We start from the raw sequence: 19312 nt of genomic DNA, 5'->3' as shown, positions 1-19312 counted from the left end.
TTCTCTCAAAAAACAAAAACCGCCAGGCCTGGCGGTTTTTTAAATTAGACTTCTTAGACTTCTTAGACTTCCAAACGCAAACGAGAGGTCATTGGTCGTTAAATATTTCGAAACAACTTTTCTTCAATCGGCAGTTCATTACCGGTCGGCTGCTCGTCATAAATCTGAATCAACACCTGATTCACATTACCCGGCACCATGAACTCTTTAATCATTTCACGCACGCCCGGCGGCGAATCCTTACCGACGTAATTATAGAGGTTACGCAGCTGGCACTTATTGTCCGGGTCGGAGGCCAGAGGGCGCAGCATACTGCCACCCTCGATTTTGAACCCCTGATTGGAAATCAGCACCGCATGGTGGTAATAATCGGCACGCAACGGCTCGGTAAAGCAAATCTGCAACATGCGGTCGAAGTTGCCCGACCCGCGATCCAGATTATCGACAATCTTCACCGTGGTCAATTCCACCGGCGGTTTGGAGCAAGCGCTCAATAGCAGCACCAGCAACCCGATTACGACCAGGCCTGGGCGTTTTACAAGATTCCATCCCGACACCTTATTTTCCTCCTCAATAAGATTCCGTGCCACTATACTCAATGCCGCCGACTTTGGCAAACCCCTTCATTTTTCAGGGACTTACCCAGCCACGGCTTACAGCTCGTTTTGCTGAATCCCGGCAATTTGCCAAGGTCCGCGCCCTTCCGCCAAACGGCGAATGTGCCAGAGTTCATTGAAGGCATGGGCAAAGCCGTCCGCGTCTTCTTTGATAAAGCCGCTGAAGCGTACGCTGACGATGAAATAATCGCCATCAATGGCCAAATCCGCGATATCGGCATTCAACTCATCCACTTCGGTATGGTTTGTGCCCACTTGCAATTGCGCCATTTCCACCTTCAAGGCGTTATAGAGTTCCGGCGTACAGTAATCCTGTAACTCTTTAGCGTCCAACGCATCCCAAGCGTTTTGCACCGCGACGAAATGCGATTTGGCGTCTTCCACAAAACAGGCTTCGTCGAACCAATCGGGCTTGACCAACACCGGTTCGGCATCGTCCGACAGCCCGGAACCGATGATACTTTCACCGGTTTGATGAGTGTGCGACGAATAGTCCATAGTAGCAGCTTCACGGGTTTGATACGGAGACGGGGTCGAGTCATAAGACGACGGTCCTTGTCCGCTGTGACCGGAGTAGGCGGCTTGGTGTGCACCCGCACGACGGCGCAACAGGCTAATCAACATAAAGACCAATAACGCAATCAGCAGAATATCCAGCAACTGAATTCCCTCGAAGCCGTCGCCGAACAGCATGGCCGCCAACAAACCGCCCGCCGCGATGCCCGCCAAAGGCCCCAAAAAGCGCGAAGCGCCGGATGTTTTCGCCCCTGCGGCCGTCGTGGTATTGGCCGCCGACGGTTTGGAAGCCGGTTTCGGCGCAGTATTGTATTGCTTAGGTGCGACTTTTTTGGAGTAACCAAAACTGCCGCCCCCGCCAAAGCGCTTCGCTTCCGCGGTTTGCATGGTGGCAAAAAAGGAAAAGGTCATCATCGACAACCAAAGAGTGAATTTTTTCATGGTCTAAACCTGTTTTCGTTGAATCTGCTGTTGATTGTATCGGTAATGCATTAAAAATAAAGCCATCAAACCAAGGGATATTAGCAAAACGCCCGGCGGTATTGATGAATTATGACGGTTTCACGCAACGCGAGATGGTGTAATCCTTACCTTGCTTGACCTTGTCGTAGTTGCCGAACACCTCCATGAAATTGCGCTTCATGTATTGTCGCAAGCCGTTGATGGTCACCACCACGAATTGGCCGCCCGGCGCCAGTTGCCGATGCACGTCGTGCAACAGAATGCTGAGCATTTCCTTACCGACCTTGGCCGGAATATTCGACACCACCGTGGTGAACTGCAAGTCCTTCGGCACGGCGCTCAAGCCATTCGACAAATAGGCCTTGGCGTGCGTTAAACCGTTGCGTTGCGCGTTTTGATTCGCGTACTCCACCGCAACAAAATCCTTGTCCACCATATGCACCTCACCGCTGGCATTGGCGGCAATCGCCAACCCAATCGGGCCGTAACCGCAACCGATGTCCAACGCGGTTTCCTGCGGCTGCAAATCGAGATGTTTCAACAGCAACAAGGTCCCGGCGTCAATTTCCCGCGGACTGAAAATGCCCCAGGTGGTGTGAAACGTCAAGGGTTTGCCTTTCAATTCCGTTTCAAAAACAATGTCTTGCTTGAGCTGTTCGATGCTACTCATTCCGGTTGTCCATCCAGTCCCGATTCCGGCCGTCGCGGCGGCGATGGCTTTCGGAAACACTTTGCATAAAATTATCCGCGCCGAGCGCATTTCTCACCCGAGCACACGGCGGCATTCTGGTATCATATTGTATCTTTTTTACGGCAAGAGAATCGATTTTCCCCGATGTTTGGATTGAACGACAGACAATTGAAAGGCGTCATGCATGTGGAGACCCCGGCGTTGGTGTTGGCCGGGGCCGGTTCGGGCAAAACGCGCGTCATCACCGAGAAAATCGCACACCTGATTCGCAAGCACGACGTTCAACCACATCACATCTACGCCCTGACCTTCACCAACAAGGCCGCGAAAGAGATGAAAGAACGGGTCAGCAAGCTGTTGAAAAACGACCCGAGCAAAGGCTTGAACGTATCGACCTTCCACAACCTCGGCTTGAATATCATTCGCCAGGAATACAAGGCGCTGGGGTACAAATCGAACTTTTCGATTATGGACGCCACCGACACCAAGCAGATCCTCAAAGAGCTGATGAAAAAACAGCAGCTCAGCGAAGAGGAACTGGACGGCGTGCAATGGGACATTTCCAATTGGAAAAACGCCCACATCAATCCGCAACAGGCGCTGGAGTTGGCGGAAGACAACCTGCAACAGGCCCGCGCCATTCTCTACGACTATTACCAAAAGCAATTGCATGCCTATAATTCGGTGGATTTCGACGACTTGATCGGGCTACCGGTGCGGTTATTCAATGACAACCCGGACATTCTCGATAAATGGCAAAACCGCGTGCGTTATCTGCTGGTGGACGAATACCAGGACACCAATGCCGCACAGTACGAGCTGGTGAAACAGCTGGTCGGCGTGCGCGCCAAATTCACAGTGGTGGGCGACGACGACCAATCCATCTACGCCTGGCGCGGTGCCCAGCCGGAAAACCTGGTGTTATTGAAAGAAGACTTCCCGAGTCTGGAAGTCATCAAGCTGGAACAGAACTACCGTTCCAGCAACCGCATCCTGCAAGCGGCCAACGCCTTGATTGCCAACAACCCGCACGTGTTCGAAAAATCGCTGTGGTCGGAAATGGGCATGGGTGACATGCTGCGCGTACTGGCCTGCAACGACGAAAACCACGAAGCGGAACGGGTGATTTCCGAAATCATCGTGCACAAATTCAAGCACAAGACCCAATTCAAGGATTACGCCATCCTTTATCGCGGCAACTTCCAATCGCGCCTGTTCGAACGTGCCCTGCGGGAACAGAACATTCCCTACAAGCTATCCGGCGGCCAATCCTTTTTTGACAAGGCGGAAATCAAGGACGTCATGAGTTACCTGAAACTCATCGTCAACCCGGACGACGATGCCGCCTTCCTGCGCATCGTCAATACGCCGCGCCGCGAAATCGGCGCTTCCACGTTGGAAAAGCTTGCCGGTTACGCCACCAAGCGTGACGTCAGCCTGTTTGACGCCACTCAAGAACTCGGCCTCAGCACGGCCCTGAGCGACAAAGCGTTGCAACGGGTGCAGCATTTCGGCAACCTGTTGCTGTCCTGGGCGCAGGAAGCCGATGCCTTGCAAGGCAAGGAAGTCACCTCTTTTGTACGCCAGTTGATTGAAAAACTGGAATACGACAACTGGCTGCACGAAACCAGCAACACGCCACGCGCCGCCGAAAAACGCATTGAAAACGTGCGCGACCTGTTGCTGTGGATTGAGCGCATTATCGACAAGGCATTCGAAGAGGACGGCGACGAACTCAAGTTGGAAAAAATCGTCACCCACATGACGTTGATGGACATGATGGAGCGCAACGAGGAAGACACCGAACCCAATATGGTCACCTTAATGACCCTGCACGCCTCCAAAGGGCTGGAGTTCCCGCATGTATTCCTCATCGGCATGGAAGAGGAATTACTGCCCCACAAACAGAATTTGGAATCGCCCGGCTTGGAAGAAGAACGTCGTCTGGCCTACGTCGGTATTACCCGTGCCAAGCGCAGCCTGACCATGACCTACGCCAAGAAACGCAAGAAATACGGCGAGGAAACCAAGTGTGAACCGAGCCGTTTCCTGGAAGAACTGCCGCCGGAACTGTTACAGTGGGAAGGCAAGCCCGGTGTGGAACTGTCCCCCGAAGAGCAGAAAATCACCGGCAACGCCCATTTGGACAACCTCAAAGCCATGCTAAACCCCGGATAAACAGGACAACACCATGATCGCCGACTTTCAAATCGCCAACCTTCCGAAAATTCGTTTTGGCTGGGGCCTTCGCGACCAATTCGCGGCCGCCATCGCCGAACAGGGTTTCCAATCGGTGGTATTGATTTCCGGGCGGTTTTTGACCAGGCCTGGCGAATATGCGGATGACTTGATTCGACAATTGCAAGCCGAAAACATCCGCGTGTCGGCCTTCACGGTCTCCGGCGAACCTTCACCGGAGCTGGTGGATGAAATCGTCCAGGCCTGCCCGAGCAATGCGCAAGCGGTATTGGGCGTGGGCGGCGGCAGTGTGCTCGACGCCGCCAAGGCCGTGGCCGGGTTGATCCCCAGCCGTACCTCGGTAATGAATTACTTGGAAGGCGTGGGCCAAGGGCTGCCCTTGGAAGGCGACACCCTGCCGTTTATCGCCATGCCCACCACCGCTGGCACCGGCAGCGAAACCACCAAAAATGCAGTCTTGTCGCGACTGGGCGAATTCAAAAAATCCTTTCGCAGTGAAAAGCTACTCGCCCGGGACGTTTGGCTGGATCCGAGCTTTCTGGCAACCTGCCCCAAACACCTTCTGTACACCACCGGTCTGGACGCTTTCACCCAACTGCTGGAATCCTACACCACGCTGAAAGCCAACCCCATTACCGATGCGCTGGCCTGGCAGGGCATGACCTTGTTCAAAGGCGCTTTCGAGGCCCTCGAAACCGGTTCGGAAACCGAACGCCAAACCGCTTACGGAAACCTGATGCTGGCCGCCAGCTTGTCCGGCATCACCTTGGCGAATGCCGGGCTCGGTGCCGTGCACGGTTTGGCGGGACCGACCGGCGCTTTCTTCGAAGCCCCGCACGGCGCGGTTTGCGCGCGGCTACTCGCCCCCATCACCCAAGCCAACATTGAAGCCTTGCAAGCGTCGAATGAACCGCATGCCCCAGCCGTTTTGGCGAAGTACGCCGCGATTGCGATCCTGTACGGTTCCAGTGCCGACAGCCAACCTGAGCAGCTGCAAGATTTAATCGACAATTTAAACCGACTGGCGGCGACCTATAGCCCGGACGGTTTAAGCCATTACGGACTGACGAAGGACAACCTGGACCCGATATTACAAAACTGCCGTTCCGGTAGCATGCTGGGCAATCCGCTGACATTATCGGACCAAGCTTTGAAAGAAGCGTTAAACACAGCACTCTAACCAAAAATTGACCTGGAACAACCCAGGCTTTTTTGAACTTCTTTTACCCTTTTTTTTACGCAGGCATTAAGATAGAATCTTGGAAAATACGAAATAATAAAAATTCATTAAAGGTTGCACAACACCATGAAATCCCATTTTTCTCCCGCGTTTTATCTGACGTTGGCGTCGGCATTCTGGATGCCGCATGCTTTGGCCGAAGACACTCAATCGTCCGATGAAACACCGCACGCCATCACCACCATCGAACAGGATGAAGACGCCTCCAAGCAAGTCAAAACCTATTACAAGGACCTGGACCAGGACGGCGTACCGGACCAACTCGACCAATGCCCGAATACCGAATTCGGTTATAAGGTCAATGAGCTGGGTTGTGAACTGGATTCCGACGGTGACGGTGTCTACGACCGCACCGACCAGTGCCCGAATACACCGAAAGGCATCAAGGTCAACTTCCTAGGGTGTGAAGGCGATGCCGATAAGGACAAGGTACTGGATAGCCAAGATCAGTGTCCGGGCACCCCTTTGGGCACGAAAGTCGACAAAGTCGGCTGTAAGGTGAACAACGATGCCGATGGCGATGGCGTCATCGACCAGGAAGACCAATGCCCGAATTCACCGCCAGGCAGTATCGTCAACAAATACGGCTGTAAACCGGAAACGCTGGTGGTCACGAACATCGTGTTCAACACCGGTTCTTATGAAATCCGCGCCGACCAGAAGCCGATTCTCGATAAGGACATCAGCCGTCTGCGTGCGCTGGACAGCAATGAAATCGTGTTGATTACCGGTTACACGGATAGCCAAGGCAGCGCGGCCAGCAACATCAAGCTGTCCTGGAATCGTGCCAATTCGACCAAGCATTACCTGGTGAAAAACTTCAATTATCCGGACAACGTGATTCTCCTTGACGGTCAGGGGGAAGCCAGTCCAGTGGCTTCGAATGCCACCGCAGCCGGTCGCCAGAAAAACCGTCGCATCGAGTTCAAGATCATGGATAAGCGCTTGATTCCAAAAGGCGCCAAGCTTGAACTTCCGGAGAAAATGAAGCACTATAACCGCTATCAACAATAGCTTCCGTTTTCCGGACGATAGGATTGCAATGCTGCCCAGATTCAAGCTGATAATTCCCATTATCTTCGGCATTATGAGCTTGTCTTGGGCCGCTCCCTCCACATCGCCAACTGTCATCACCCCGGCCGAAATCGAAAAAGCCAAAGAAAAATACGGCCCTCTGGCCGCCCGCCGCCTTGAGGCCTGGCAAAAACTGGTGGAAAACAACATCAACAAGCCGGAGCGACTCAAACTGCAACGGGTGAACGATTTCTTCAATGGCGCCACCTTCACCACCGATAAAAAACATTGGAAACAGGACGACTACTGGGCCACGCCCACCGAATTTCTGGGCACCGATGCCGGTGACTGTGAAGATTTCGTCATTGCCAAATACTTCACGCTCAAGGCGATGGGCGTTCCGGAAGAAAAGCTCTACCTGACTTACGTTAAAGCCATCCGCCTGAAACAGGCCCACATGGTGTTAACCTATTTCAAAACCCCCAAATCGGAACCGCTGGTACTCGACAATATCAACGACCGCATCATGAAAGCCAGCCAACGCCGGGACTTGATTCCGATATACAGCTTCAACGGTGACGGCCTCTGGCTGTCGAAACAACGTGGCAAAGGAAAGTCCGTCGATGGCGGCACCGATAAATTGAAAAACTGGAACTCACTGCTGGAGAAGATGCGATGAAATTATTATCCCCTTCTCCGAAAAACAAACCGAATGCAAACGGCCTTCAAAAAAGGAAAGATTCATGAGCTTAAGTAAACAGATGATTATTTTTATCGCCTCCATGCTGGTGATCGTCTTGCTGGGTACCTTCTTACTCAACCTGAACAACACCCGTTCTTTTTTGGAAGCGCAGCTACAATCACACGCTCAAGACACCGCCACATCACTCGGCTTATCCTTAAGCTCGGTCGCCGACCCGGAAGACCCATCCAGCATGGAAACCATGATCAATGCCGTTTTCGACCGCGGTTACTATTCCCACATCACCTTGATTGATGTCGACGAGCAACTCATTTACGAACGCGCCAACCCGCAAGAAATCGAAGGCATTCCGCAGTGGTTCATCCAGCTGATTTCCATCAAAGCGCCGGATGCCACCGCTCTGATTCAATCCGGCTGGATTCCGGTGGGCACCCTGACCGTGCAAAGCCATCCCGGCTACGCCTACATCGAACTGTGGAAAACCGCCATTAATTTATTGATCTGGTTCGGTTTGGCTACCCTGATTGCGACAGGCCTGGCCATTTATGCTCTGAAAGTAATGCTGAAACCGCTGAAGAAAATGGAGAAACAAGCCGAAGCCATCGTCCGAAAAGAATACCTGTTACAAGACACCTTGCCCTCCACCATCGAATTTAAGCGGGTCGTTTCCGCGATGAACGCCATGGTCCATAAAATGAAAGAAGTGTTCGAGCGCGATGCCCAAAACGCCGAAAAACTGCAAAAAATGGCGTATCAGGACAGCGTGACCGGCATGAGTAACCGCCTGCACTTCGAAATGAATGTCGATGCCCTGCTGGATGACCAGACCGAAGCCACGGCCGGAGCAATTTTTCTATTGCGCATCGACGGCTTGAAAGAATTGAACGACCGTTTCGGTTATCTGATCGGGGATAAACTGGTCAAAATGCTGGCCGATAAAATGCGCGCCGAACTCCACAGCAAGGAAGCGCTGTATGCCCGTTTGAACGGCACCGAATTGATTGCTGTCCTCCCTTCACTGGCCGGCAAAAACGTTAAAGCCCCAGCGGAAGCGGTACAAGCCAGCTTGCCGGAAATTCTGGCGGAACTCAAAGCGGATGATGCCCCGGTAACGCTGTTGGCAGGCCTGGTGGATTACCAACCGGGCGACCAGCGCGGCCAACTACTGTCCAGGCTCGATTTCGCCATTTCCGAGGGACACGATAAGCAACTCGGTGTGTGTTTCTACGGCCACGAAGAAAACGAGGTTGACCAACACGGCGAGGCCTGGAACGACATTTTAACGTCCGCCATCAACGAACAGCGTTTTGTGCTTTTCCAGCAATCCGCTTACGATGCCAATCGCCAGGTACACGATCAGGAATTATTGATTCGTTTGAAAGACACCAATGGACACATCCATTCAGCTGGCTACTTCATGCCGGCCGTCGCGGAATTGAACCTGATGGAAAGCATTGACCGCCTGGTCATCGAGCTGGCCTTGCAGCACCTGCAAAAACGTCCTCAATCCGACTTGGGCTGTCTGGCCATCAACCTGACCGAATCGGTGATTGAAAACGACACTTTCCAGCAATGGTTGTTGACCATTCTAAAAGGTGTGCGCCCGAATACGCTGGCGTTCGAAATGACCGAAACCATGATCAGTCACAATAAAGCCCAGACCTGGCCGTTAATCGAAAAACTGAAAAACCTGTCTTTCTCCTTCGGCATCGACCACTTCGGCAGTCACTTCACCAATATGAACTACCTACAGGAGTTGCGGCCAAACTACATCAAGCTGGACGCCGCTTTCACCAAAGCTATCGAGCGGGACGAACAGACTCAAAACTACGTTTCCAGCTTGTGTGAAATGTGTCACAGTCTGGATATTCAGATCATCGCCATGTCGGTGGAAAACGAAGCGCAGATTTCCGCATTCAACGAACTGGGAATCCAGCACTTCCAAGGATATTACTATGGTGCACCAAAACCTTTATAATCAACGATTTTGATGGCAAATTAAGTAAAAAAACTATACTCTATTCAAAACGAATAACTTATCTATAATCCGGAATAGACTTGGGTACAGGAACCTTAAATTAACGTGGTAGACAAAACCTCACAACAGACGACGAATACACCAGCGGAAGAAGCGCGCGTGGCCCCGGAGCAAAACCAGGCCTCGCAAGCAACGAATGGCGTCGATTTCAAAGACCCGCTACTGGAGTGTTTGGTGCTTTACACCAAACTCAACCGTCGCCCTTTCTCCAAAGATGCGCTGTTGTCGGGCTTACCCATTGCCGACAAGGAGCGCCTGACCCCGGAATTGTTCATCCGTGCCGCGGAACGCGCCAACATTATCGCAAGTTTCAAACAACGCGCCTTGACGGACATTCCGAATCTGGTACTGCCCTGTATCCTGACATTGAAAAACAACCAGGCCTGCCTGCTGGAAAAGATAGACTACGAAACCGAACAAGCCACCATCATTCTATCGGAAGCCCCGGACGGTCGTCGCCACGTCGCGCTCGACAAACTGAATGAAGATTATCTGGGCTACGCGGTTTATTTCACCGAAAAATTCCAACAGGCCTCCAAAAAAGAAAACCTGGTACACGCCAACAAAGGCCACTGGTTCTGGCACACCTTCTGGGAAAACAAAGGCATTTACCGCGACGTTCTGATTGCCTCGGTCATCATCAACCTGTTCGTGCTGGCCAACCCTTTGTTCGTCATGAACGTCTACGACCGCATCGTCCCCAACAATGCCGTGGAATCGTTATGGGTGCTGGCCATCGGGATCAGTGTGGTCTACATGTTCGACATCTTGCTGAAATTCCTGCGGTCGTACTTCCTGGAAATCGCCGGCAAGAAAAGCGACGTCATCATGTCGTCCAAGCTCTTCGAACAAACCCTGGGGCTGACCATGGCCAACCGGCAAGGTTCCATCGGTGCCTTCGCAAACAACCTGAAAGAATTCGACAGCATCCGTAACTTTTTCACCTCCGGCACCATCGCCTCTCTGGTGGATTTGCCCTTCGTGATTATTTTCCTACTGGTCATCTTCTACATTGCCGGTACCATCGTTCTGGTGCCGATTGCCATTATCGCTTTCATCCTGATATACAGCCTGTTGATGAAAGGGCCGATTCGTAAAAGCGTCGAAGCTACCTATGAAGCCTCCGCACAAAAAAACGCGGTTCTGATTGAAACATTGACCGCAATCGAAACGATCAAATCCTTAGGGGTGGAAGCTCACTCCCAATGGAAATGGGAACAAGCCGTCGGGGAAATCGCCCGTGCCAGTTTGAAATCCAAAATGCTGCAAAGCTCCATCGGACGTATGACCGGATTCCTGCAACAAATGAGCACCGTTTTGGTGATTCTGGCCGGCGTGTATTTCATCAAAGACGGTGACATGACCATGGGTGGCCTGATTGCCGCGGTGATGCTGAGCCAGCGCGCCATTGGCCCCATGGGACAGTTCGCCAACTTGACGTCCTCTTACCACCAGACCAAAACGGCGTTGGATTCCCTGAACGAATTAATGAAAAAAGAAATCGAACGCCCGTTGGAAAAACGCTTCATCCAACACCCGGTGTTTGACGGCAGCATCGAGTTCGTTGACGTCTCCTTCACTTATCCGGGCGAAAGCAAACAGGCACTGAACAACGTCTCATTTAAAATCGAGCCTGGTGAAAAAGTCGGCATTATCGGACGCATCGGCTCGGGTAAATCCACCATCGAAAAACTGATTTTAGGGTTTTACCACCCGGACTCCGGTTCCATCCTGATTGACGGCATTGACATCACCCAGCTTGACCCGGCCGAACTGCGACGCAACATCAATTACGTACCTCAGGACGTCACGCTGTTCAGTGGTGATGTGCGCGAAAACATTGCCTATCGCGCTCCCTATGTCGAAGACGACCAAATTCTGAAAGCCGCCCGTCTGGCAGGCGTGGACGATTTCATTAAAACCCATCCTTCCGGTTACAGTTTGAAAATCAACGAAGGCGGCAGTTCACTGTCCGGCGGACAGCGCCAAAGCATCGGCGTGGCTCGAGCTTTATTGCTGCAAAGCCCGATTTACCTGTTCGACGAACCGACTAATGCCATGGATGCCAAAACCGAACAAACCATGATTGACCGTTTGAAGAAAGGCACCATCAAAAACACCAGCATTGTCGTGACCCACAAAATGAGTCTCTTGCAACTGGTGGACCGGTTAATCGTCATGGACAACGGAAAAGTCATCGCCGACGGTTCGAAGGCGAGCGTACTGGAGGCTCTGAAAACAGGGCGTATAAACAAGCAAAATTAACATGACAGAAAAGCAACGTAACCATTCACAGAATCATCCGCCGCAGGTATCCGATGCGGATTTGGCGTTCATGTCGAGCTTGAGTCAGGCCGCGCTGGAAAAGCCGACCATCAAGTCACAAATGATTGTCTGGGTGATGTTTTTGGTCATCATCTGGCTGATTATCTGGGCCAATTATGCCGAACTCGACAAAATCGTTCGTGGCGAAGGCAAAGTCGTGCCGTCCACTAAAATCCAAGTCGTGCAGAACCTGGAAGGCGGCATTGTTGAAAATATTTTCGTCCACTCCGGCGATGCTGTTCAGAAAGACCAGATTTTGCTCAAGCTCGACAATACCCAGTTCTCGAGTTCCTACGACGAAACCGAATCGCAACTCTATGATTTACAGGCTCAAGCCGCTCGCTTGTCTGCCCAGGCATTCGGTAAAGAGTTCAAACTGGAACCTCGAACGAACGACCCAGAGGTCATCAAAATGTTCGAGCGGGAACAGCAACTGTATGAAAATCAATTGCAACACTTGGAAACCACCAAACACATCCTGGCGGAAAAAATCAAACAGAACCGCTCCGACTTGCAAGAAGCCTACAACCAATTCACACAACTTTCCAAGTCCTATGATTTGTTGAAAAAAGAAATCGAAATCATGCAGCCGCTGGTCAAAGACGGCATTGCCTCCGAAGTCGACTTACTTAAAACACAACGTGAAGCCACCGAAGCTTACTCCAAATTGCAGACTACGGAAAACTCGATTCCCCGACTCAAGTCGATTATCGAGGAATCCATCAATAAGCGTAAAGAAGCCGAACAAAAATTCCGCAACGACGCCCAGCAGGAATTGAATACGGTACTCGCCAAACTTGCACAATTGGAAAGCTCGAAAACCGCGCTGGAAGACCGGGTGCGTCGAACCAACATCACTTCACCGGTTAACGGCACCATCAGCGAATTGCTGGTCACCACCATCGGCGAAGTGGTGCAACCGGGTAGCGACATCGTCAAAATCGTTCCACGTGATGATTCTTTGGTTCTGGAAACCAAAATTCTGCCCGCCGACATCGGCTTTGTTTACCCAGGCCTGAAAGCTAAAGTGAAATTCACGGCCTATGATTTTGCGATTTACGGCGGCTTGGAAGGCACAGTGGAAAAAATCTCCGCCGATACCATTCAGGATGAAGAGGGCAACAGCTTCTACATCGCACGAATCAAAACGGACAAGAACTACTTAGGAACCGAAAAAGACCCGCTTTATCTGTTACCGGGCATGACCGCAACCGTTGACGTTGTCGTCGGCAAACATACGATTTTGGAATACCTGATGAAACCGATTATCAAAGCAAAAGATTTGGCTTTAAGAGAATCCTAAGAAGTCAGAAACCTAAAAAATATAAGAATGAATGAGGCCAGAGACTCTCATGAAGCAGTTGCTACTCTATGTACAAGATCCGCATGCGTTAAAGAATTGGTCGCAGGCCACCGACTTGACCAAAAAGATTCTGTATACACTGGACATTGACCAAGCGGAATACAGCACCGATTCGGCGCTTTTGCTCGTGCAGTTGCCCGAGTCGGAAACGGAACAACAAAAAATTGAAACCATGATTCGCCATGGCTTTACCGTCATATTGTTTTCCAATATGCCGTCGCCACAAGAAGGCGTGCAATGGTTCCAAAAAGGCATCAAAGGCTACTTAAACACCTTTGCCCAGACGGAACGCATCAACCAAGCAGTCGAGACCGTTTTGGCGGGTAATATCTGGTTGGGGCAAGGCGTGATGCAGTCCCTGATTCAAGCCGTTTCCAACCCGGTAAACCGGAAAGACACCTCTTGGAAAGAGCAACTGTCGGACCGCGAAATCGAAACAGCGGAGTCGGTACTGCTCGGCAAAACCAATCAAGAGATTGCCGAGCTTATGCATATCAGTGAACGCACGGTCAAAGCACATATGCACAGTATTCTTGAAAAACTAGAAGCCAAGGACCGTTTGAATCTGGTGATCAAACTCCAGAATTGGCCCAATTGAAAAATAATGCACTTTAAACTTAAAAAAGATAAAGAATGACGACTATGATCCAGAAATATAAACACTCTATTCGGATATCGGCTCTCAGTGTGGTACTCATGAGCCTATCCCCGCAAATTCAAGCGATTACCATCAAGGAAGCGATTGAAGACGCCATCATCCACAACCCGGACTTCCGTCAGGAAGTCAAAGGTTACCGTGCGATTGAAGCTGAAGTCAGAGGCGCTCAAGGCGGTTATTATCCAAAGCTCGACATTTACGCCGGCTACGGATATGAGGAAGTCGACAAACCGGGTCTAAACAACCAGGGCGATGGGCTGATGCGGCGCGAAGCGCAAATCTTGCTGACCCAAAACCTTTTCGAAGGCTTTGGCACCCAAGACGAAGTCGCCCGTCAGAAATACCGTTTGGATGCTCAGGCTTACAAAACCATTGCCAAGGCCAACGACATTGCCTTGGAAATGGCTCAGGCCTATGTCAATCTTCTGAAAGAGCAAGAGCTTTTGGACTTGGCGCAAAGCAACCTGGACACCCACTTGAAAATCTTCGACCAGATTAAAAAGCGTGCCGAAGCCGGCATCGGTAACCAAGTGGAAGTTGACCAAGCCCAAGCACGCCTTGCATTGGCGCAATCAAATTACGGCGCGGCGGAAAACAACTTCTACGACGCCCGCGCCAAATTCCGTCGCGTTTTAGGGCGTCAGCCGGACAACGATTTGATTAAACCCTCTTTCCGGGCCAAGATGCCGAAAAACATCGATGAGGCCACCAATACCGCATTATTGGATCACCCAACGATGAAATCGGCCAATGCCGACATCGCCGAGGCACGCATGCAATACGAAGCGTCCGGAAAAAACTATTATCCGAAAATTGATTTGGAAGTAGGACAACGACTGGACCATAATATTGACGGGATTGAGGGCGAAAACAATAACCTACAGGCCATGGTCGTCATGTCTTATAACCTTTACAACGGTGGACGCGATGCCGCCACCCGTAAACAGACGTCCAGCCAATACCATCAAGCGACGGAAATCCGTAACAATACCCGCCGCCAGATTATTGAAAACCTTCGCTACGCCTGGAACGCCAATGAATACATCGGCAATCAGTTGGAATACGTCAACCAGCACATCAAACTGACGCATGAAACCCTGCTCGGTTACCGTAAACAATTCAGCCTAGGGCGCCGTTCCCTACTCGATTTGCTCAACACCGAAAACGAATACATTTCAGCCATGCGGACGTTGATTACCAATGAAGCAGACCAGTTAAACGCCAAATATCGTATTCTGGCGGGAACCGGCCACCTGCTTGACGAGTTGGGCATTAAGTACAGCTTCATCGAAGCGGAAGAAGAACATACCGACGAATAGTCCGACAACATCATAAAAAAAGCCCCGAATCGGGGCTTTTTTTATGAGCGTCAGTTTCTGGTCAAAAAGCTAGGCCACTTGAACGCTGTAGGCTAAATACAGTTGCCCGAACCCCATCACCATCACTAAACCACCGGCCACTTTACGTACCAGGTTATTCCTCGCCAGTCGGGTGAAGAAAAACACAAAGGTACCCATCAGCAAGAGATTCGGCAAAGTACCCAAACCAAACGCCAGCATCACCAAACCGCCTTCCAACGCGCCACCGGCACTCAATGCCATAATCAACATACTGTAGACCAAACCGCACGGCAACCAACCCCACACCATGCCATACAACCAGGCCTGGCCAATTGTGCGAATCGGCATCATTTTCTGGGTCAACGGCGCCAACCGCTTCCAAATACCCTGGCCGCTTTTTTCAATGACCACTAGACCGTTCCACCAGCCGCCTAAATACAAGCCAAGCACCACCATAAACACCCCGGCCACGACTTGCAGGGTTTGTTGCAACGGCAAGAATGTCGCCAGCGACACCAAGGAACTGCCGAGAAAGCCGAACAAGGCGCCAATCAAAACATAACTGCTAATACGTCCCAGGTTATAGCTCACTTGATACGGCAACATGCGCCACCAACTCAGTTGCACTTCCGGCTTCAGGTTGAACGTCAAAGCCCCCACCACGCCGCCGCACATGCCTAAGCAATGGACGCCGCCCAACAATCCGACGATTAGCGCCGTTAAATAAATCGATTCGGTCATTTATTGCGTTTTGTCCATGCTGCGGTAAGAAATCGCTTCAGCCAGCTGGACCGTTTGCACAGCCTCTTGCCCGATCATGTCGGCCAGGGTTCTGGCCACTCTTAAAATTCGGTGGTACCCACGTGCTGAAAGCCCCAAACGATTCATCGCTTGTTCCAAAAGCTGCTTGGAATCGGAATCTAATACTACCAGCGCCTCCAACTGCTTAGAGGTCAGCGCGGTATTTAAGCAACCTTGACGGTCATACTGCAAAGCCTGACATTGCTCGACTCTTGCCCGAATTCGCGCACTGGTTTCAGCGCCCGCTTCCGGCTTGCCGCTTAAGGCTTCAAAATCCACCGGTGGCACTTCCAAATGGCAATCAATGCGGTCCAGCAAAGGCCCGGAAATTTTCTGGCGATAACGACTGATTTGTTCTGGCGTGTCGGAACAGCGCCCCAGAGCATCATCGGGGAAAAAACCGGACGGCGTTGGGTTCATCGCACACACCAGTTGCACCCGGGCCGGATAGGTCACCTGTTGATTCACCCGGGCAATCTCGACATGACCGGTTTCCAACGGTTCTCGCAAGGCTTCCAGCACGGTTCGATTAAATTCCGGTAATTCGTCTAAAAACAGAATGGAGCGATGCGCCAACGACACAGCACCCGGTTTTGGGTTCGAGCCCGAACCGCTGACAGATTTCAAAAAAAATGCTACATTTTCTGAAAAAAACAATAACTTAAAGAGGTGTTTTTTCAAAATAAGTGCTAAAAATATCATAATAAGTACTACAAGCTTACTGTTTAGTCATAGAACGAACTACAAGGTTAACATTTGAATGAGTATCAAATTCTCTCATAAAAATAGAAAGATAGGTTATACATACGGTAGCTTGTCAGGAATATTTTCATTTCGTGGTGATAAAAGCATCGCTTTTGAGTCTAAACTCGAAAAGAACTTACTACAAATACTCGAATTCAATGAATCTGTTATTGATGTAGAAGAACAGCCATTCACACTAGAATATCGAAACCAAAAAGGCAGGATGACAACCTATACGCCAGATTTTTTAGTCCGCTTTAAAGCACTTCCTTCCACAATATCACATCTACCCTATCCTAAACCCCTAATTATTGAAGTTAAGCCGCGAAATAAAATCCAAACCGAGTTCCAAAAACTAAAGCCTAAATTTAAAACAGGACTCCGGTTCGCAAATGAAAATGACATGAACTTCCGTATTTATGACGAATCGAGGATTTATACCCAAGAATTCGAAAACATAGAGTTCCTCAGCAGATACAAAAAGAGAGACTACGATACTGAAAATGAAATGAGAATCCTTGAGCACCTAAACAATATTGGACACACAACCGTTGATCATTTGCTTTGTACCTTATTTGTAACAAAAGAAGAACAAGGCGTTGCCTTAGGACAGATATGGCACATGCTTGTCACTAAGAAAATTAGTTGCGACATCGGAAAAAAACTAAGCCTATGCAGCGTTATTTGGCTAAACAGAGAAGAGTCTAACCATGAGGGAGTTTCACAATATGGGAGCTAATGTACAAAAAGCAGACAGGCGTAAGATAGTTTTTAAAACAGGTGAATTTGTTTCTCATCAAAACAAAATATACCAGTTAACCAATTTGATAAACTTCGAGGAAGCCATTGGCGTTGACATCAAAACTGGACGCTCAGAACGCTTACTCATCATCTCACTTGAGATTGCAAAACTTGATGATAACCTTGAGCGAAACAACGGACATATTCACAGAGACCTCGCTGATGTCTCTGACGATAACTGGAAAGAAATTGAGCGTAGATTTTCTTTAATACAACCTATTCTCAAAAATGCATCACGCTCAGAAATCGAGCTACATGCGACTCAGCACGGCACTCACTTCACGACACTGTACCGCTGGGTGCGCCATTATCATGCAACTGGTAGTTTGCTTGGCCTGCTCCCAAAGAAGAAGGGAATCAATAAGGGCACCATAAAAACAGAATCTCAAGTAGAAAATATCATCTCTAAAATTGTCGATGAGTACTATCTTTCAAAACAACGGCCGACCATTAAAGCAACTCTTGATGCCATTAAAATAGCTTGTAAACACCAAAACATAGAAGCGCCGAGCGATAGCACAATCAGACGAAGAATCAGTACGATTAGTGAATATCAGCGCCTCAAACGTAGAAATAAAAAAAACAAAGCAAAAAAATATGAGCCTGCTCCAGGTTCCTTTGAGGCAACTTACCCTTTACAGGTTGTTCAAATTGACCATACGCCCGTGGATCTTATTTTAGTAGATGATGAATACAGACTGCCTATCGGAAGGCCCTATATAACATTCGCAATCTGCATTTACAGTCGCATGATTGTAGGATACTGGCTAAGCTTAGATGCTCCAAGCACAACGTCGGTTGCTATGTGTATTGGTAATTCAATCAACCCCAAAGATGAGCTACTTTTATTAAACAAAGTTGAATCAACTTGGCCAGTATGGGGCTTTATGGAGACGATCCATGTCGATAATGCAGGTGAATTCAGGTCTGATACGCTGAAAAGATCATGTTTGATACATGATATTAATTTGGATTTTCGTCCCATTAACCAGCCTCAATATGGCTCCCATATAGAGCGTCTAATCGGGACGGTTATGAAAAAGGTCCATAACTTACCTGGAACTACTTTTTCCAACATAGAGGAAAGAGCAGAGTATGATTCTGATGGTAATGCCGTTTTCACTTTCGATGAGTTTGATAAATATATCCTGACTTACATCACGAAGTATTACCACAAGAATCGTCATTCAAGCCTCGGCGTATCCCCTGAAGACAAATGGCACCAAGGCATATTTGGGAATCTTCATTCTGAAGGAATTGGATATCCTCCTAAGCCGAATAATCCTGACACGATTTATAAAGACTTTCTCCCTATTATCGAGCGAACCATTCAATCCAATGGTGTAAATATTGATGGTTTGAATTACTTCGATAACGTACTACGCCCGTTTCTTCATGCGATGAACGAAGAAACAAACAAAAAGAAAAAGTTTGTTTTCCGACGTGACCCTCGAGACATAAGCTACATCTGGTTTTATGAAGCAAACAATCAAACATACTTCAAAATTCCATTAGCTAACACCACCATTCCTCCTATGAGTATTTGGGAGTTCCGGGAGGCTAAAAAACGAATACAGGAATACGGATATACTTTTTCGGAACATGTGCTTTTAGATACCTTGCAGGAATTAAACGAAATGGCGGAGGAAGCCGCTAAAAAAACTAGAAAGATTCGTAGAAATCAACAAAAGAAACAAATCAACAAGACAAATTTACAGCAAATCACTCCACAATTTCAACATATACAAACGCCAGATGACGACGAACTGTGGAATGATGATATTCCCGTTTTTAACTAAT

Annotated in this window: 16 protein-coding genes; 11 read left to right on the top strand and 5 right to left on the bottom strand. The window is 49.6% G+C overall.

Annotated elements, in window-relative coordinates; genetic code table 11:
- Positions 1 to 98: 98 nt before the first annotated feature.
- The 3 genes from EPV75_RS01620 to EPV75_RS01610 all read right to left on the bottom strand — a co-directional run bounded on the left by EPV75_RS01620 (position 99) and on the right by EPV75_RS01610 (position 2265).
- Positions 99 to 557 (bottom strand): hypothetical protein, encoded by a 459-nt coding sequence (locus tag EPV75_RS01620; RefSeq protein ID WP_128384259.1) that lies wholly within the window; start codon positions 555 to 557, stop codon positions 99 to 101.
- A 96-nt stretch (positions 558 to 653) separates the two neighbouring features.
- A complete protein-coding gene (locus EPV75_RS01615; protein ID WP_225972367.1) occupies positions 654 to 1574 on the bottom strand; it encodes a Tim44 domain-containing protein in 921 nt (306 codons plus the stop codon).
- Between the two features lie 109 nt (positions 1575 to 1683).
- Positions 1684 to 2265: a class I SAM-dependent methyltransferase gene (locus tag EPV75_RS01610; protein ID WP_128384258.1), complete on the bottom strand. Its 582-nt coding sequence runs from the start codon at positions 2263 to 2265 to the stop codon at positions 1684 to 1686.
- Positions 2266 to 2430: 165 nt separating this feature from the next.
- On the opposite strand from EPV75_RS01610, the gene rep reads away from it, so the two are divergent.
- The 9 genes from rep (at position 2431) to EPV75_RS01565 (ending at position 15145) form a co-directional block, all read left to right on the top strand.
- Positions 2431 to 4464, top strand: coding sequence for a DNA helicase Rep (gene rep, locus EPV75_RS01605; protein ID WP_128384257.1), 2034 nt, complete (start codon positions 2431 to 2433; stop codon positions 4462 to 4464).
- Positions 4465 to 4477: 13 nt separating this feature from the next.
- Positions 4478 to 5665, top strand: a complete 1188-nt coding sequence (locus EPV75_RS01600) for an iron-containing alcohol dehydrogenase (RefSeq protein WP_128384256.1) — start codon at positions 4478 to 4480, stop codon at positions 5663 to 5665.
- Positions 5666 to 5791: 126 nt separating this feature from the next.
- The gene (locus EPV75_RS01595) at positions 5792 to 6739 is read left to right on the top strand and encodes an OmpA family protein (RefSeq protein WP_128384255.1); all 948 of its coding nucleotides are present in this window, start codon (positions 5792 to 5794) and stop codon (positions 6737 to 6739) included.
- A 28-nt stretch (positions 6740 to 6767) separates the two neighbouring features.
- Positions 6768 to 7418, top strand: a complete 651-nt coding sequence (locus EPV75_RS01590) for a transglutaminase-like cysteine peptidase (protein ID WP_029939499.1) — start codon at positions 6768 to 6770, stop codon at positions 7416 to 7418.
- A 64-nt stretch (positions 7419 to 7482) separates the two neighbouring features.
- The gene (locus EPV75_RS01585; RefSeq protein WP_128384254.1) at positions 7483 to 9420 is read left to right on the top strand and encodes a bifunctional diguanylate cyclase/phosphodiesterase; all 1938 of its coding nucleotides are present in this window, start codon (positions 7483 to 7485) and stop codon (positions 9418 to 9420) included.
- Positions 9421 to 9525: 105 nt separating this feature from the next.
- Entirely contained in the window at positions 9526 to 11745 is a 2220-nt protein-coding gene (locus EPV75_RS01580; protein WP_225972366.1) for a type I secretion system permease/ATPase, read from the top strand.
- A gap of 1 nt (position 11746) precedes the next feature.
- The gene (locus EPV75_RS01575; RefSeq protein WP_029939496.1) at positions 11747 to 13108 is read left to right on the top strand and encodes an HlyD family type I secretion periplasmic adaptor subunit; all 1362 of its coding nucleotides are present in this window, start codon (positions 11747 to 11749) and stop codon (positions 13106 to 13108) included.
- Positions 13109 to 13157: 49 nt separating this feature from the next.
- Positions 13158 to 13766 carry a response regulator transcription factor gene (locus tag EPV75_RS01570; RefSeq protein ID WP_192894014.1) on the top strand — a complete coding sequence of 203 codons (609 nt, stop codon included), beginning with the start codon at positions 13158 to 13160 and terminating at the stop codon, positions 13764 to 13766.
- Positions 13767 to 13864: 98 nt separating this feature from the next.
- Complete coding sequence (locus tag EPV75_RS01565; RefSeq protein WP_225972365.1) at positions 13865 to 15145, top strand: TolC family outer membrane protein; 1281 nt, start codon at positions 13865 to 13867, stop codon at positions 15143 to 15145.
- A 69-nt stretch (positions 15146 to 15214) separates the two neighbouring features.
- Here the strand turns inward: EPV75_RS01565 and EPV75_RS01560 are convergent, their stop codons facing one another.
- Positions 15215 to 15907, bottom strand: coding sequence for a sulfite exporter TauE/SafE family protein (locus EPV75_RS01560; RefSeq protein ID WP_128384252.1), 693 nt, complete (start codon positions 15905 to 15907; stop codon positions 15215 to 15217).
- Entirely contained in the window at positions 15908 to 16594 is a 687-nt protein-coding gene (locus tag EPV75_RS01555) for an ATP-binding protein (protein WP_225972364.1), read from the bottom strand.
- A gap of 133 nt (positions 16595 to 16727) precedes the next feature.
- On the opposite strand from EPV75_RS01555, the gene EPV75_RS01550 reads away from it, so the two are divergent.
- The gene (locus EPV75_RS01550) at positions 16728 to 17450 is read left to right on the top strand and encodes a TnsA endonuclease N-terminal domain-containing protein (protein WP_128384250.1); all 723 of its coding nucleotides are present in this window, start codon (positions 16728 to 16730) and stop codon (positions 17448 to 17450) included.
- Entirely contained in the window at positions 17440 to 19311 is a 1872-nt protein-coding gene (locus tag EPV75_RS01545) for a Mu transposase C-terminal domain-containing protein (RefSeq protein ID WP_192894013.1), read from the top strand. The genes EPV75_RS01550 and EPV75_RS01545 overlap by 11 nt, the downstream gene beginning before the upstream one ends.
- Position 19312: the final 1 nt, after the last annotated feature.

It is taken from the genome of Hydrogenovibrio thermophilus, from assembly GCF_004028275.1.
Taxonomy (GTDB): domain Bacteria; phylum Pseudomonadota; class Gammaproteobacteria; order Thiomicrospirales; family Thiomicrospiraceae; genus Hydrogenovibrio; species Hydrogenovibrio thermophilus.
The sequence above is the reverse complement of the archived record's forward strand: the minus strand, read 5'-3'. Positions and strand labels throughout refer to the sequence as shown.

Coding starts and splice junctions, on each gene's coding strand:
- rep (WP_128384257.1), top strand. CDS start 2,431: ATGTTTGGATTGAACGACAGACAATTGAAAGGCGTCATGCATGTGGAG.
- EPV75_RS01615 (WP_225972367.1), bottom strand. CDS start 1,574: ATGAAAAAATTCACTCTTTGGTTGTCGATGATGACCTTTTCCTTTTTT.
- EPV75_RS01585 (WP_128384254.1), top strand. CDS start 7,483: ATGAGCTTAAGTAAACAGATGATTATTTTTATCGCCTCCATGCTGGTG.
- EPV75_RS01565 (WP_225972365.1), top strand. CDS start 13,865: ATGAGCCTATCCCCGCAAATTCAAGCGATTACCATCAAGGAAGCGATT.
- EPV75_RS01560 (WP_128384252.1), bottom strand. CDS start 15,907: ATGACCGAATCGATTTATTTAACGGCGCTAATCGTCGGATTGTTGGGC.
- EPV75_RS01550 (WP_128384250.1), top strand. CDS start 16,728: ATGAGTATCAAATTCTCTCATAAAAATAGAAAGATAGGTTATACATAC.
- EPV75_RS01570 (WP_192894014.1), top strand. CDS start 13,158: ATGAAGCAGTTGCTACTCTATGTACAAGATCCGCATGCGTTAAAGAAT.
- EPV75_RS01600 (WP_128384256.1), top strand. CDS start 4,478: ATGATCGCCGACTTTCAAATCGCCAACCTTCCGAAAATTCGTTTTGGC.
- EPV75_RS01545 (WP_192894013.1), top strand. CDS start 17,440: ATGGGAGCTAATGTACAAAAAGCAGACAGGCGTAAGATAGTTTTTAAA.
- EPV75_RS01610 (WP_128384258.1), bottom strand. CDS start 2,265: ATGAGTAGCATCGAACAGCTCAAGCAAGACATTGTTTTTGAAACGGAA.
- EPV75_RS01595 (WP_128384255.1), top strand. CDS start 5,792: ATGAAATCCCATTTTTCTCCCGCGTTTTATCTGACGTTGGCGTCGGCA.
- EPV75_RS01575 (WP_029939496.1), top strand. CDS start 11,747: ATGACAGAAAAGCAACGTAACCATTCACAGAATCATCCGCCGCAGGTA.
- EPV75_RS01590 (WP_029939499.1), top strand. CDS start 6,768: ATGCTGCCCAGATTCAAGCTGATAATTCCCATTATCTTCGGCATTATG.